Here is a 13703-nt window from a genome sequence, read left to right as displayed (position 1 = left end):
CGATGACGAGCGTGCAAAAGAATCTGTTGGTCGAACTCTTCGTTGAAGAGCTGCCTCCCAAGGCGTTGAAGAAACTCGGCGATGCCTTCGCCAACGGCCTGCGCGACCAGCTCGTGGCGCAGGGGCTCGCCGAGCCGGGCTCGGTGCTCACTGCCTACGCATCGCCGCGCCGCCTGGCCGCGCACCTCACGCACGTGGCCGAGCGCGCCGCCGACAAGGCCGTGTCGCAAAAGCTCATGCCGGTGGCCGTGGGGCTCGACGCGTCGGGCCAGCCCACGCCCGCGCTGCTCAAGCGGCTGGCCGCACTCGGCGCCGATGCCTCGGCCGTGCCCGGCCTGAAGCGCGCGATGGACGGCAAGGCCGAAGCCCTGTTCTACGAAAGCACCGCCAAGGGCGCCACGCTGGCCGAAGGCCTGCAGAAGGCGCTGGCCGAAGCCATCGCCAAGCTGCCGATTCCCAAGGTGATGAGCTACCAGCTGGAAAGCGGCTGCGAGCTGCCCGGCTGGAGCAGCGTGAGCTTCGTGCGCCCCGCCCACGGGCTGGTGGCGCTGCATGGCGACACCGTGGTACCCGTCGAGGCGCTGGGCCTGCATGCGGGCCGCGAAACGCACGGCCACCGCTTCGAGGCGGCGGTCGACCCCGTGGTGCTGCGCGATGCCAACAGCTACGCGCTGCAGATGCAGGACGACGGCGCGGTCATCGCCAGTTTCGAAGCCCGCCGCACCGAAATTGCGCGCCAGCTTGCGGCTGCGGCCGTGCGGGTGGGCGGCGGCACGGTGCCCATCCATGACGACGCGCTGCTCGACGAAGTCACGGCGCTGGTCGAGCGGCCCAATGTGCTGGTCTGCAGCTTCGAGCGCGAGTTTCTCGAAGTGCCGCAGGAGTGCCTCATCCTCACGATGAAGGCCAACCAGAAGTACTTTCCGCTGCTCGACGCCTCGAACAAGCTCACCAACAAGTTCCTGGTGGTCAGCAACATCAGCCCAGAGGACGCGAGCGCGGTGGTCGGCGGCAACGAGCGCGTGGTGCGCCCGCGCCTGGCCGACGCCAAGTTCTTCTTCGACCAGGACCGCAAGAAATCGCTGGCCTCGCGCGTCGAATCGCTCGGCAAGGTGGTCTATCACAACAAGCTGGGCACCCAGGGCGAGCGCGTGCAGCGGGTGATGCGCATTGCGCGCGGCATTGCGGCGCAGCTGGCGCAACCGGGGCAATCGGCAGATGCCACGCTCACCGCGCAGGCGGTGCAGGCGGCCCAGCTCGCCAAGGCCGACCTCGTGACCGACATGGTCGGCGAGTTCCCGGAACTGCAGGGCACCATGGGCCGCTACTACGCGCTGCACGACGGCTTGTCCGCCGCGGTGGCCGACGCCATCGAAGACCACTACAAGCCGCGCTTCGCCGGCGACGAACTGCCGCGCAACACCGTCGGCCTCGTGGTCGCGCTGGCCGACAAGCTCGAGACGCTGGTGGGCATGTTCGGCATCGGCAACCTGCCCACGGGCGACCGCGACCCGTTCGCGCTTCGCCGCCATGCGCTGGGCGTGATCCGCATGCTGATCGAGAAAGACCTGCCGCTGGGGCTCGACGCGCTGCTGCAGGACGCCGCCGCGCAGTTCAAGGACATCGAGGGTTTCGACAGCGGCAAGGCCACGGTCGAGCTGCAAGACTTCATTCTGGACCGCCTGGCCGGCAGCCTGCGCGAGCAGGGCGCCAGTGCGCAAGAGGTCGATGCCGTGCTGGCGCCGCGCCCGCAGCGCCTGGGCGAAGTGCCCAAGCTGCTGGCGGCAGTGCGCGCCTTTGCCGCATTGCCGGCGGCCGCCGCGCTGGCCGCTGCCAACAAGCGCATCGGCAACATCCTCAAGAAGGCGCCCGAGGCCGACGCCCACGTCAGCGAGCTGCTCCTGCAGGAGCCCGCCGAGAAGGCGCTGCACGCCGCCATGGCCGAAGTGGTGCCCGCGGCCAATGCGCAGTTCGACGCCGGCGACTACACCGCGTCGCTGCAGACCCTGGCTGCGCTGCGCGAGCCCGTCGATGCCTTCTTCGATGGCGTGATGGTCAATGCCGAGCAGGCCGACCTGCGCCTCAACCGTCTGGGCTTGCTGATGTCGCTGCACGCCGCAATGAACCGCGTGGCGCAGCTCGAGCGGCTGGCAGTCTGAAGCGCAGCAGCACGGGCTTTTTTGCCAACGCCATGAAACTCGTCATCCTCGACCGCAACGGCACGATCAACGTGCACCGCGAAGATTTCGTCAAGAGCGACATCGAGTGGACGCCGCTGCCCGGCGCGCTCGAAGCGGTGGCCAAGCTCAACCATGCGGGCTGGCACGTGGTGGTCGCATCCAACCAGTCGGGCCTGGGCCGTGGCCTGTTCGACATGGCGTCGCTCAACGCCATGCACGCCAAGATGCACAAGATGCTCGCGGCCGTGGGTGGCAAGGTCGATGCCGTGTTCTATTGCCCGCACAGCCCCGACGAGGACTGCGATTGCCGCAAGCCGAAGCCGGGCCTGTTCCTGCAGATCGGCGACCGCTACGGCATCGATCTGCAGGGCGTGCCGACTGCGGGCGACAGCCTGCGCGACCTGCAGGCGGGTGCCGCCGCGGGTTGCGAGCCGCACCTCTTGCTCACGGGCATGGGCGCCGCCTGTATCGGCGTCGACCCGCTGCCCCCCGAATACCCGGCGAACACCATGGTTCACGAGAACCTCGCCGCCTTTGTCGATTTCTTGCTTGCGCGCGAAGCGCAGGCCGCACTGCAGGTGGCTGTCTGATGGCGTTTCTCCGTTCCGTTGTCCATGCACTGTGGATGCTCGTCACCGTGGTGCCCTGGGGCATCATCATGTGCGTCAGTTCGCTCTGGAAGCGCGGCATTCCGCTCTACTGGATGGCGGTGCAGTGGCTCAGCTGGGCCATTGGCGGCGCGCGCGTGCTGCTGGGCATCAAGACTCGCGTCACCGGCATGGAACACCTGCCGACCGACAAGCTCGCCGGCGCGATCCTGCTGGTGAAGCACCAGTCCACGTTCGAGACCTTCCTCATGCCCACGCTGATGCCGCATCCGCTGGCGTTCGTGTTCAAGAAAGAGCTGATCTACGTGCCTTTCTTCGGCTGGGCCATGGCCCGGCTCGACATGATCCACATCGACCGCAGCCAGCGCGCGCAGGCGTTCAACAAGGTGGTGAACCAGGGCCGCAAGCTGCTTGCGCAGGGCATCTGGATCATCATGTTTCCCGAAGGCACCCGCATTCCGCGCGGCCAGAAGGGCACCTACAAGAGCGGCGGCACGCGGCTCGCATGCGAAACCGGCGTGCCGGTGATTCCCGTGGCCGTTACCTCCGCCAAGGTGTGGCCGCGCAAGGCCTTCATCAAGCGCCCCGGCGTGGTCGACGTGTCGATCGGCCCGGCTATTCCCAGTGTCGGCCGCAAGCCCGATGAGCTGATGCGCGAGGTCGAGGCCTGGATCGAATCGGAGATGCGCCGGCTCGATCCCGAGGCTTATCGCGACAGCCCGCCGCTGCAGGCGGCGCCAGAAGTGCACTGAAGAAGAGAAAGCCCGAGATGCGGGGACTGCTTCAGTTCACCATGGATCTGTTCGAAGGGCTGGGCAACGAGTTTGCGCCGCCCAAGCCGCCCGTACCTCGGCCGTCAAAAAAGGTCAAGAAAAAGGCGCCGCCGCCTGCCGCGGCGCCCGTGGCCGACGCGCCGCCCCCACAAGACACGGCCGATCATCCAGGCCCGGCACTGCCCACCATTGCGCTGCGCGATACGCTGACGCTTGCGAGCTTCGTGCATCCGCAGGCCATGCGCGAAACGGTGCTGGGCTCGGCCCGTGTGGCCTATGAGTTCAAGCGCGGCAAGCGCAAGACCATCGGCTTCGTGGTCGGGCCGGAAGGTTTGTCTGTGCGTGCGCCGCGCTGGGTCACGCTGCGCGACGTGGACGCCGCCATCCAGGAGAAGGCCGACTGGATCATCCGCAAGCTGCTCGAAACGCGGCAACGCCACGCACGCGTCGAGGCCACGCGCATCGAGTGGAAAGACGGCGCGGAGTTTCCTTTCATGGGCGAACCGGTCGTGATTCGCCTGGACCCGAAGCACGGGTTTGCAAGCGTCGGCGGCACGCTCGATGATGCAGGCGGCGATGGCACCGGGCCGCGCATCTTGCGCCTGGCCGTGGCGCAGAACGCGGAGCCCTCGCAGATTCGCGATGCCGCCCAAGCCTGGCTCATGCGGCAGGCGCGGCGGCTGTTCATCGAAAGGCTCGACCACTTTGCGCCGAGGCTTGGGGTGCGGTGGCAGAAGCTGTCGTTGTCGAATGCTGCTACTCGTTGGGGGAGTGCGAGTGCGGACGGGTCGATCCGGCTGAACTGGCGCTTGATCCACTTTCGCCTGCCGGTGATCGACTATGTGGTTGCGCACGAACTGGCGCATCTGCGGGTGATGGATCACTCGCATCGGTTCTGGGAGACGGTGGAGAGTGTGGTGCCGGACTATGACTTGCTGCGGCAGCAGTTGAAGGATGAGGCTGTGCCTCGGTGGGGCTGATTTCTGGGATGTTTGCTTCCCGAGGCCGGGATTCCGCCCGGCGGCGGACTCACTTTCTTTTGCTTCGCCAAAAGAAAGTAAGCAAAGAAAAGGCGACCCCACTGTCTGCGACCCTCCGCTTTGCTGCGGGCAACCTGCGGGGCTCAGGTTTCGCGGGGTCTCGCAGAACTCGCTTCGCTCAAACAGCTGCGAGCCCTGATCCGCGAAACCCTCCGCTCCTCGGCGCATACAGAGGGGAGTGCAACCCATCCGGGCCTTTGCTTTGCTCGGCCACCAAGCCACCGCGGCGCTGCGCGCCGCAGTGGTTGGAATTGAGTTGAATGTTGGCAGTTGGGGTTGGCTGTTGGAGCCGAGCGAGAGCGAAGGCTGCCCGCTCCCACCCCTTCTGTATGCGCCGAGGAGCGCAGATGGAGGCGGGATCAGGGCCGCAGCTGTTTGAGCGAAGCGAGTTCTGCGGACCCCCGCCGGAGTCGAGCACCGCAGGTTGCCCGTAGCGCAGCGCAGGGACGCAGACAGTAGGGGTCGCCTTTCTTTGCTTACTTTCTTTGGCGAAGCAAAGAAAGTGAGTCGCCCGCCGGGGCGACACCCGGCCTCGGGAAAAAACGAAGCTAAAGACTCAACGCGCGTGCGTAACCCCCCCATCCACCACCAACGTAGACCCCATCACATAGTCCCCCGCCCGAGAGGCAAGATAAATAGCCGCCCCAGCCATATCCTCCGGCACCCCGATCCGCCCCGCAGGAATCCGCTCCTTCACCTCATCGCCATGATCCCGCGCCAGCTTGTTCATGTCCGAAGCAAACGCCCCAGGCGCAATCGCACTCACCACAATCCGCTCTTGCGCCAGCCGCAGCGCCATGCGCCGAGTCAGCTGAATCAGCCCGGCCTTGCTCGCCGCATACGAATAAGTCTCCTGCGGATTCACTGAAATTCCGTCGATGGACGCAATGTTGATCACCTTCGCAAGGTGATCGGTCGCCGCCTTCTTGAGCATCGGCGTCAGCGCCTTGGTCAAGAAGAAGGGCGTCTTCAGGTTCAGGTCCACCACCTTGTCCCAGCCGCTCTCTGGAAACTCGTCGTACGGCGCTCCCCATGCCGCGCCGGCGTTGTTGACCAGGATGTCGAGCGAGTCTTCATGCTTGGCATAGGCATCGACCAGCGCCTGCGCGCCTTCCAGCGTCGACACGTCGGCCGGCAGAGACACGCAATGGCCGAAGGCCGAAAGCTCCTTGGCGGTCTGGTCGCATGCGGCTGCCTTGCGGGCAGAGATGTACACGCGCGCGCCCTGCGCCAGAAAGCCCTCGGCGATCATGCGGCCGATGCCGCGCGAGCCGCCTGTGATCAGGGCGCTGCGGCCCTTCAGCGAGAAGAGTTGGGTGGTGTCCATGGTGCAGGTGTCTCCTGAATGAAAGATTTCAGGAAACGAGCTTAGTGCGCCGCGTGCGCGCAGCGCGTCACCTTGGCGGCAGCGCCAGGCTCCGGGGGCTCGTGAAGCTGCGCAGCTCGCCGCTCACGGGGTCTTGAAACGCTACCGACTTGGCCAGCAGCTGCAAGGGCTTGTCGAAGTCGTCGCTGTCGGGCGGCAGCAGGGTGGGATAGATCGGGTCGTTGACGATCGGCATGCCCAGCGCCATGCAATGCACCCGCAGCTGGTGCTTGCGGCCGGTCACCGGCGAAAGCTTCAGCAGCGCGTAGCCGTTGGCCGCCTGCTGCACGGCGATGCGCGTTTCCGAATTGGGCTCGCCGGCTTCTTCTTTCACGCGCATGAAATGCTCGTCGTCGACCAGCCGGCTGCGGTAGGTGCCGGGCACCGACGACACGCCGGGTTGCCAAGGCACCACGGCTTCGTAGTGCTTGGCGATGCGGCGCTCGGGAAACATGGCCTGGTAGGCGCCACGCGTTTCGGGACGCACCGAAAACAGCACCAGCCCGGCCGTGCTGCGGTCGATGCGGTGCAGCGGCACCAGGTCGTCGAGCTTCAGCTTGCGCTTGAGCCGCACCAGCAGGCTTTCCTGCAGGTACTTGCCGGTGGGCGTCACGGGCAGGAAGGGCGGCTTGTCGACCACCACGAGATGGCCGTCCTGGAACAGCACCTGCTCGTCGAACGGAATGCGCACCTCGGCGTCGAGCGTGCGGTAGTAGTACACGCGCAGCGGTGCCTGGTAGCGGCGCTGCGCGGTCACCGGTACGCCGTGCTCGTCGATCACGTCACCGGCCACGATGCGGGCCATCCATGCGTCGGGAGTGATCGCCGGAAAGCGTTCGATCAAGAACTCGACGATGGTGGGCCAGCGGCCTTGCGGCAATCCGACGCAGCTCGGGCCGACCCCGTCGCGCGTGGGCAGCGGCAAGCGCGGCCCTGTCATTGCGAGAGCTCGCCGTGGAGCAGGGTCGATGCCTCTGCAAACGACGGCCGTGCGGCCACATCGGGCTGCATGCAGCGGTCTTTCAACACGGCCACGGCGTCTGGCGGCGCATCGCTGCAGCGGTCGAGCAGTTCTTCCAGCAGGCAGCCGAAAGCGCGCATCTCCAGCCGTTGCAATGCCCCGATTTGCGCCGGGTCGAGCGCGCCGGTCATCCAGGCTGCGCCGAAGTCGCCGAGCAGTCCGTCGCCCTGTGCACTCCACAGGATGTTGTGCGCATACAGGTCGCCGTGAAGAATGCCGCGCGCATGCAGATGCTGCATGGCGGAGGCGATGTCGCGCGCAATGCGCAACGCCACGCCGGAAGTCCATTGCGCATCGGCCGCATAGACGTCGCGCGTGCACGACGCCAGGCTCGGCGGGCCCGCCAGCGTGCGAAAAGATGGGTCGACCAGCGCCATGACCAGGCCTTCGATGCCTTCGGGATGCCCGTCGATCCGGCTCTGGGCAGCAATCAACGTCGGGTGTGCGCCGGCTGCAATGCACGCGGCCATTTCGCTGTGCGGCCAGCCGTCGCTCGTCACCGCGCCCTTGAACAGCTTGACGGCGACCGGCTGCGATGCTGCACCTAGCGTCGCCTGGTAGATCACGCCCGAAGCGCCTTCACCGAGCTTTTCGCCCAGCGCCAGCTCGCGCCAGTCGACGCGCGGCACCGATTGCGCGGCAATGGCGGCATCTTCGGCTTGCGCATCGAAAGGATTGCCTGCGCCGGCAAGCCACGAAAGTCGCGGCAGCGAGAGCAGCCACTGGGGCAGCGCCTCGAAGCGGTTGGCCGAGATGCGCAGCAGCTCGATCTGGTTGCAGGCCACCAGCGATTCCGGCAGCGCGCGCAGCTGATTGCCGGCGAGCATGACCTTCTGCATTCGCGTGCACTGGCCGATAGCGTCGGGCAACTTCTCGATCTGGTTGTCCGTCAGGATCAGCCAACGCAAAGACGGCAATTGCAGCGCCGCAGCGGGCACGGTGCGGATACGGTTGGCCTTGAAGCCGACCATCTCCAGGCCCTGGCACCGGCCGATGGATTCTGGCAGCTGCGTAAAGCGGTTGTCGGAGCAGAACAGCACGCGCAGGCGGTGCAGCCGGTCCAGATCGTCGGGCAGCGCATCGAGCGCGTTGCCCGAAAGGTTCAAGACCTCGAGCGAATCCGCCAAGTCATAAATCTCGCGCGGAAACTCCGTGAGTCCGCACGAGAGATCGATTCGTTTGGCGCCAGCCAGCCGGCCGGCGCGCAGCTCAGCCAGCGTGTCCATCCGGTGAGTCTAAATCCCTACGCCGCGGCGCTGCGGGCTCCGAAGCGATAGATGCCGTCCGGCCCCAGTTCGCGCCTGAGCTGGCCCGAGAACCACAGCAGGTGCAGGTGCGCCACGGTCTCGCCCATGGCAAAGGTCATCTGGTGCAGGTCGAGCTCGCGCTTGAACAGGATCGGCAGGCCCTCGGCCGCGGTCAGCGGGCGCGCGGTGCAGGCTTCGAGCAGCTCGGCAAGTCGGTCGCGGTGGTGCTCCTGCAGCTGGTCGACGCGGCGGTGAATGCCGGTGAACGGCTTGCCGTGCGAAGGCAGGCCCAGCGTGTCGGCGGGCAGCGCCTTGAACTTGTCGATGCTGTCCAGGAAGAGCCGCAGCGAGTTGGCCTCGGGCTCGCCCGAATGCACGCTCACGTTGGTCGAAATACGCGGCAGCATCATGTCGCCGCCCAGCAGCAGCTTCAGTTCGTCGCAGTAAAGCGCGATGTGCTCGGGCGCATGGCCGTAGCCGCTGATGCAGCGCCAGGCGTGGCCGTTGATGGTGACAGTGTCGCCGTCCATCATGCGCGTGAAGCGCTCGGGCACCGAAGGCACCATGTTGGCGTAGTAGTTGGTGCGGGCGCGAATCTTGGCCACTGCGTCTGGATCGGTCAGGCCGTGCGACGCAAAGAAGCTGGCGGCCTGATCGCCGCCGGCCAGCGTGTCGCCGGCGGAGGTCAGCACGCGGGCCACGTGGTAATCGGTCGAGCTGATCCACAGCGGCGCGTTCCATCGCTTGCACAGCCAGTCGGCCAGGCCGATGTGGTCGGGGTGCATGTGCGTGACGATCACTCGCAGGATCGGCAGGCCCTGCAGCTGCGTTTCGAACACCTGCTCCCATTGCGCGCGGGCCTCGTCGTGCGCAATGCAGCAGTCGACCACCGTCCAGCCCTCGACACCGTCGATGCTGTCGCGCAGCAGCCAGAGGTTGATATGGTCGAGCGCAAACGGCAGCCGCATGCGGATCCATCGCACGCCCGGCGCGACTTCCAGTGCTTCGCCGGGCGCGGGCAGGGTGTCGCCCAGTGGGTAGTGGAGTTCGCGTTCGAGGAGGTTCATGTAAGATTGACGTTTACGTAAACGTCATGGGTTAAGGACATCATTGTAGGGAGACCGGGGCAAACCTGCTGTCACCACTGCAACGCCCCTCCTGACGGCTCTTCGACCGATTTCAGACATACATGTCCGCGCAAACCTTCACCATCAGCCAGCTCGCGAAGGAGTTCGACCTGACGACGCGCGCCATTCGCTTCTATGAAGACATGGGGCTGCTGACGCCTGAGCGGGCCGGCATGCAGCGCGTTTACAGCGCGCGCGACCGGGCGCGGCTCACGCTCACGCTGCGCGCCAAGCGGCTGGGCCTGAGCCTGACGGAGGCCAAGGAAATCCTCGACATGTACGACAGCCCGCGCGACACCGTGGCGCAGCTGCAGAAATTTCTCGGCGTGCTGGGCGCTCACCGCGCCCAGCTGGAAGAACAGCTTGCCGAACTGCAGGCCAACCTGGCCGAAGTGCGCGAGCACGAGAAAAAAGGCCGCGCGGCACTGGCCAAGGCCCAGCGGTCGGCCAAGGCGGCCTGACAGGGCAGCATCAGACACACCGCATCCGAATCACGACTCATCGACAATCACGCCATGTCCGACAATCTTGATGACCTCTTCGCCCACAACCGTGCCTGGTCCGCACAAATGGAACGCGACCGGCCTGGCTTCTTCACCAGCCTGGTGAAGCAGCAGACGCCGCGCTACATGTGGATCGGCTGTTCCGACAGCCGCGTGCCCGCCAACCAGATCACCGGGCTGGAGCCTGGCGAGGTGTTCGTGCACCGCAACGTCGCCAACATCGTGGTGCATTCCGACTTGAACGCGCTCTCGGCCATTCAATTCGCGGTCGAGCACCTGAAGGTCGAGCACATCATGGTGGTCGGCCACTACGGCTGCGCCGGCGTCAAGGCGGCGCTCAGCGGCAAGCGCATCGGCCTGGCCGACAACTGGATCCGCCACATCCAGGACGTGCGCGACCGCCACGCCGTGATGCTCGACAGCCTGCCCGAAGACGTGCGCGTCGACGCACTGTGCGAGCTCAACGTGGCCGAGCAGGTGGTCAACGTGGCCGTCAGCACCGTCATGGTCGATGCCTGGGGACGCGGCCAGAAGGTCAAGATCCACGGCTGGACCTTCGGCGTGCACGACGGCCTGCTGCAGGACCTGGGCCTGGACGTCGACGGCGCCAAGCCGCTCGACGCGGTGTACAAGGCCGCGGTGCAACGCATCCGCTACAAGTGGAGCAAGCCGCTGGGCATCTCGCCGTCCGCCCAGGCCGGTGCCGACGGAACCGAAACCGTCGAAGCCGTCCCGGTCGTCCAGCCCGCTGCAGGCAACGAAACGAAAACCGGCTGAGCCTATGTTCCCGCAGCGCCTCGATTCGCCGCTGGCTTACGACATTGCCAAGGCGATGATCGATGGTTTCAATCGCCATTACAGCCTCTTCCGGGCCGAATCGGCGCGCGCCAAGCATCGCTTCGAAACGGCCGACTGGCATGGCCAGCAGCGCGCGCAGCGCGAGCGCATCGAGTTCTATGACCTGCGGGTGAACGAGGCCGTGGCCCGGCTCGAGAAGGAGTTCAAGGCCGGCGACCAGCCCATGGAGGTGTGGCACCAGGTCAAGCTGCACTTCATCGGCCTGTTGGTGGACCACCACCAGCCCGAGCTGGCCGAGAGTTTCTTCAACTCGGTGACGACGAAGATCCTGCACCGCGCCTACTTCCAGAACGACTTCATCTTCGTTCGGCCGGCCATCAGCACCGAATACATCGAGCCGCGCGGCGCGCCCACGTACAGGCCCTACTACCCCTCGCACGGCACGCTGGCCGACACCATCGAGCAGATGCTGGACGACTACGGCCTGCAGGGCACTTTTGCCAACAAGCGCCGCGATGCCGAGCGCGTGGCGCACGCCATCATGGGGCGCTTTCACCAGGTGAAGCTGCGCGCCAACTTCCAGATCCAGGTGCTCTCGGGGCTGTTCTACCGCAACAAGGGCGCCTACGTGGTCGGCAAGATCATGAACGGTTTTGTCGAGCTGCCGTTCTCGCTGCCCATACTGCACGACAGGCATGGGAAGTTCTACGTGGATGCGGCACTCTTCGGCGAAGACGACCTGCAGATGCTCTTCAGCTTTGCCCGCGCCTACTTCATGGTCGACATGGAAGTGCCCTCGGCTTGCGTGCAGTTTTTGCGCTCGCTCATGCCGCGCAAGCCGCGCGCCGAGATCTACAACGCGCTGGGTCTTGCAAAGCAGGGCAAGACGCTGTTCTACCGAGACTTTCTTTCCCACCTCAACTATTCGAGCGACCGCTTCCGCATTGCGCCCGGCATCAAGGGCATGGTCATGCTGGTGTTCGACCTGCCTTCGTTCCCTTTCGTCTTCAAGGTCATCAAGGACTTCTATCCGCCGCAGAAAGACACCACGCGCGAGCAGATCAAGGGCAAGTACCTGCTGGTGAAGCAGCACGACCGCGTCGGCCGCATGGCCGACACGCTGGAGTACAGCGACGTGGGTTTTCCGCTCGACCGCTTCGAGCCCGAGCTGATCGACGAAATCCGGAAGTTCGCGCCCAGCCAGCTCGAAATTGCCGACCGCGACGGCAACGGGGAGATGGAGCTGGTGCTCAAGCACGTCTACATCGAGCGCCGCATGATCCCGCTCAACATCTTTCTGCAGGAAGCCTTCGACACGCTGGCCAACCCCGAAAGCCCGGCGCACGCCAAGCGCGCGCAAGAGCAGCTGGAGCACGCGGTCGTCGAATACGGCAACGCCATCAAGGACATGGTGGCCGCCAACATCTTTCCCGGCGACATGCTGTGGAAGAACTTCGGCGTCACGCGCGGCGGCAAGGTCGTGTTCTACGACTACGACGAAATCGAATACATCACCGACTGTCAGTTCCGCAAGGTGCCCGCGGCGCGCAACGAGGAAGACGAGATGAGCGGCGAGGTCTGGTACTCAGTGGGCCCGAAGGACGTGTTTCCCGAAACCTTCGGCCCTTTCTTGCTGGGCAACGACGCGGTGCGCGAAGCCTTCATGGCGCACCACGCCGACCTGCTCGACGCCGCCTTCTGGCAGCACCACAAGGAACGCATCCAGGCCGGGCAGATGCTCGATGTGTTCCCGTACGAAGAAGCGCAGCGCTTTCCGCACGACGGGCACGCGACGCATTTTTGATAGAGCCACTGTCTACCGTCACCCCATTCACTTTTTCGAAGGAGACCCCCATGTCCGAATCCATCGTCATCGTCGGCGCCGCCCGCACCCCCATGGGTAGCTTTCAGGGCGACTTTTCTTCCCTCTCCGCGCACGACCTTGGCGGCGCTGCGATCAAGGCCGCCGTGGAGCGCGCCGGCATTGCGCCTGACAGCGTCGGCGAAGTGCTGTTCGGCAACTGCCTCATGGCAGGCCAGGGCCAGGCGCCGGCGCGCCAGGCGGCCTACAAGGGCGGCCTGCCCGACAGCGCGGGCGCCGTCACGCTCAGCAAGATGTGCGGCTCGGCCATGAAGGCCGCCATGCTCGCGCACGACCTGCTGCTGGCGGGTACGCACGAGGTGATGGTGGCTGGCGGCATGGAAAGCATGACCAACGCGCCCTACCTCATGCTCAAGGGCCGAGGCGGCTACCGCATGGGCCACGACAAGATCTATGACCACATGATGCTCGACGGCCTCGAAGACGCCTACCAGCCGGGCCGCTCGATGGGCACCTTCGGCGAAGACTGCGCCGCCAAGTACAAGTTCACGCGCGAGCAGCAAGATGCCTTTGCAATTGCCAGCGTGCAGCGCGCCAAGGCGGCCACCGAGTCCGGAGCGTTCAAGGACGAGATCACGCCCGTCACCGTGAAGGGCCGCGGCGGCGACACCGTCATTTCCATCGACGAAGGCCCGGGCAAGGTCAAGCTCGACAAGATCGCCACGCTCAAGCCCGCGTTCAAGAAAGAGAACGGCACCATCACCGCTGCATCGAGCTCGTCGATCAACGATGGCGCCGCGGCGCTGGTGATGATGACCGAGTCGCATGCGACGAAGATCGGCGCCAAGCCCATCGCACGCATCGTCGGCCATGCCACGCACGCGCAGCAGCCCGAGTGGTTTTCCACCGCGCCGGTCGGCGCCGTCGCCAAGCTGTTCAAGAAGACCGGCTGGAGCGTGAAAGACGTCGACCTGTGGGAAGTGAATGAGGCCTTCGCGGTGGTGCCCATGGCGCTGATGCATGAACTCGACGTGTCGCACGAGATCGTCAACGTGAACGGCGGCGCCTGCGCGCTGGGCCACCCCATCGGCGCCAGCGGCGCGCGCATCATGGTCACGCTCATCCATGCGCTGAAGGCACGCGGCAAGAAGCGCGGCGTGGCCACGCTGTGCATCGGCGGCGGCGAAGGCACCGCCGTGGCACTCGAATTGCTCTGAT

The 13703-nt window shown here is 65.7% G+C and carries 12 protein-coding genes; 8 read left to right on the top strand and 4 right to left on the bottom strand.

The window, feature by feature from the left end:
- The first annotated feature begins 2 nt into the window (after nt 1–2).
- The 4 genes from glyS to GOQ09_RS23290 are packed head-to-tail and all read left to right on the top strand — an operon-like array spanning nt 3 to nt 4541.
- Nucleotides 3–2159 (top strand): glycine--tRNA ligase subunit beta, encoded by a 2157-nt coding sequence (glyS, locus tag GOQ09_RS23305; protein WP_157616079.1) that lies wholly within the window; start codon nt 3–5, stop codon nt 2157–2159.
- 32 nt (nt 2160–2191) lie between these two features.
- Nucleotides 2192–2770 carry a D-glycero-beta-D-manno-heptose 1,7-bisphosphate 7-phosphatase gene (gene gmhB, locus GOQ09_RS23300; RefSeq protein ID WP_157616078.1) on the top strand — a complete coding sequence of 193 codons (579 nt, stop codon included), beginning with the start codon at nt 2192–2194 and terminating at the stop codon, nt 2768–2770.
- Nucleotides 2770–3540 carry a lysophospholipid acyltransferase family protein gene (locus GOQ09_RS23295; RefSeq protein ID WP_157616077.1) on the top strand — a complete coding sequence of 257 codons (771 nt, stop codon included), beginning with the start codon at nt 2770–2772 and terminating at the stop codon, nt 3538–3540. Before gmhB ends, GOQ09_RS23295 begins: the two co-directional genes overlap by 1 nt.
- Nucleotides 3541–3557: 17 nt before the next feature.
- Nucleotides 3558–4541, top strand: a complete 984-nt coding sequence (locus tag GOQ09_RS23290) for a M48 family metallopeptidase (RefSeq protein ID WP_242630924.1) — start codon at nt 3558–3560, stop codon at nt 4539–4541.
- A 616-nt stretch (nt 4542–5157) separates the two neighbouring features.
- Here GOQ09_RS23290 and GOQ09_RS23285 read toward each other — a convergent pair.
- The 4 genes from GOQ09_RS23285 to GOQ09_RS23270 form a co-directional block, all read right to left on the bottom strand.
- The gene (locus GOQ09_RS23285) at nt 5158–5928 is read right to left on the bottom strand and encodes an SDR family oxidoreductase (RefSeq protein ID WP_157616076.1); all 771 of its coding nucleotides are present in this window, start codon (nt 5926–5928) and stop codon (nt 5158–5160) included.
- 67 nt (nt 5929–5995) lie between these two features.
- Nucleotides 5996–6907 (bottom strand): pseudouridine synthase, encoded by a 912-nt coding sequence (locus GOQ09_RS23280; RefSeq protein ID WP_157616075.1) that lies wholly within the window; start codon nt 6905–6907, stop codon nt 5996–5998.
- A complete protein-coding gene (locus tag GOQ09_RS23275) occupies nt 6904–8214 on the bottom strand; it encodes a leucine-rich repeat-containing protein kinase family protein (RefSeq protein ID WP_157616074.1) in 1311 nt (436 codons plus the stop codon). The genes GOQ09_RS23280 and GOQ09_RS23275 overlap by 4 nt, the downstream gene beginning before the upstream one ends.
- A gap of 17 nt (nt 8215–8231) precedes the next feature.
- Nucleotides 8232–9302 carry an MBL fold metallo-hydrolase gene (locus GOQ09_RS23270; RefSeq protein WP_157616073.1) on the bottom strand — a complete coding sequence of 357 codons (1071 nt, stop codon included), beginning with the start codon at nt 9300–9302 and terminating at the stop codon, nt 8232–8234.
- Nucleotides 9303–9424: 122 nt separating this feature from the next.
- On the opposite strand from GOQ09_RS23270, the gene GOQ09_RS23265 reads away from it, so the two are divergent.
- Genes GOQ09_RS23265 through GOQ09_RS23250 form a run of 4 tightly spaced genes read left to right on the top strand, consistent with a single transcriptional unit; the run spans nt 9425 to nt 13702 of the window.
- Nucleotides 9425–9823, top strand: a complete 399-nt coding sequence (locus tag GOQ09_RS23265) for a MerR family transcriptional regulator (protein ID WP_157616072.1) — start codon at nt 9425–9427, stop codon at nt 9821–9823.
- Between the two features lie 54 nt (nt 9824–9877).
- On the top strand, nt 9878–10642 hold the full coding sequence (gene can / locus GOQ09_RS23260) for a carbonate dehydratase (RefSeq protein ID WP_157616071.1): 765 nt from the start codon (nt 9878–9880) through the stop codon (nt 10640–10642).
- Nucleotides 10643–10646: 4 nt separating this feature from the next.
- On the top strand, nt 10647–12467 hold the full coding sequence (gene aceK / locus GOQ09_RS23255) for a bifunctional isocitrate dehydrogenase kinase/phosphatase (protein ID WP_157616070.1): 1821 nt from the start codon (nt 10647–10649) through the stop codon (nt 12465–12467).
- Nucleotides 12468–12517: 50 nt separating this feature from the next.
- Nucleotides 12518–13702, top strand: coding sequence for an acetyl-CoA C-acyltransferase (locus GOQ09_RS23250; protein ID WP_157616069.1), 1185 nt, complete (start codon nt 12518–12520; stop codon nt 13700–13702).
- The last annotated feature ends 1 nt before the right edge of the window (nt 13703 follow it).

Origin of the sequence: Variovorax paradoxus, from assembly GCF_009755665.1 — a bacterium.
In the GTDB taxonomy this organism is placed as follows: Bacteria; Pseudomonadota; Gammaproteobacteria; order Burkholderiales; family Burkholderiaceae_C; genus Variovorax; species Variovorax paradoxus_G.
This window is presented reverse-complemented; position numbering and strand designations above follow the sequence as displayed.